This is a genomic window from Halalkalicoccus paucihalophilus (assembly GCF_001593955.1).
Taxonomy (GTDB): domain Archaea; phylum Halobacteriota; class Halobacteria; order Halobacteriales; family Halalkalicoccaceae; genus Halalkalicoccus; species Halalkalicoccus paucihalophilus.
Genome location: NZ_LTAZ01000020.1, coordinates 1 through 548, shown reverse-complemented (window position 1 = coordinate 548; position 548 = coordinate 1). Strand labels below are relative to the sequence as shown.

The 548-nt window shown below is 50.4% G+C and carries 1 protein-coding gene; it reads right to left on the bottom strand.

What is annotated here, in order from left to right; genetic code table 11:
• Positions 1-143: 143 nt before the first annotated feature.
• Positions 144-548: Lrp/AsnC family transcriptional regulator (locus tag HAPAU_RS21965; RefSeq protein ID WP_066385911.1), on the bottom strand; the 405-nt coding region annotated here is incomplete at its 5' end.

Sequence of the window (548 nt, the reverse complement as noted above, 5' to 3'; positions counted from 1 at the left end):
GAGAGGGGGCAAGGTGTGTCAGAGGCACCTTTTCTGCAGGTTTCTCGCTGACCCCTCTCACGCAATAGTAACGCGATTACTCCTTATTAATGTTCTGCTCAATATCATGTTTAGTGTGAAATTCACAGGAGTTGTAACGAAATTCACTCTTGATCAGCAGGTGGAGCGTGCTCGATTGTAGTGTCTTCAGAGGCTTCAGAAGCTTCAGCTCGAGACCGACTGTGCTCAAAGTAGTTGAACGGCTGAGTGAACGTGTTCGTGATGATCTCGGAGGTGTGAATGGCAAGGTCGAGATTCCCGAGTTCACGCGTGATCTCGGTCAGATCTTCCGAACTCGTCGCAATGACTTCAATACGGAGGTTGCGCTCACTGGTTACCATCTCCTGGACGGTGATGATACCACCGACGTCTAACGCGTCTTTTGCTGCTTGGTGGCGTTGGTCCATTGAGGTTGTACAGATGAACTGTACACGAAGTGGGAACCCGGCTCGTTCGTAGTCGAGTTCGGGGGCGTACGTTTTGATGACACCTGCATTTTCAAGAGCAGT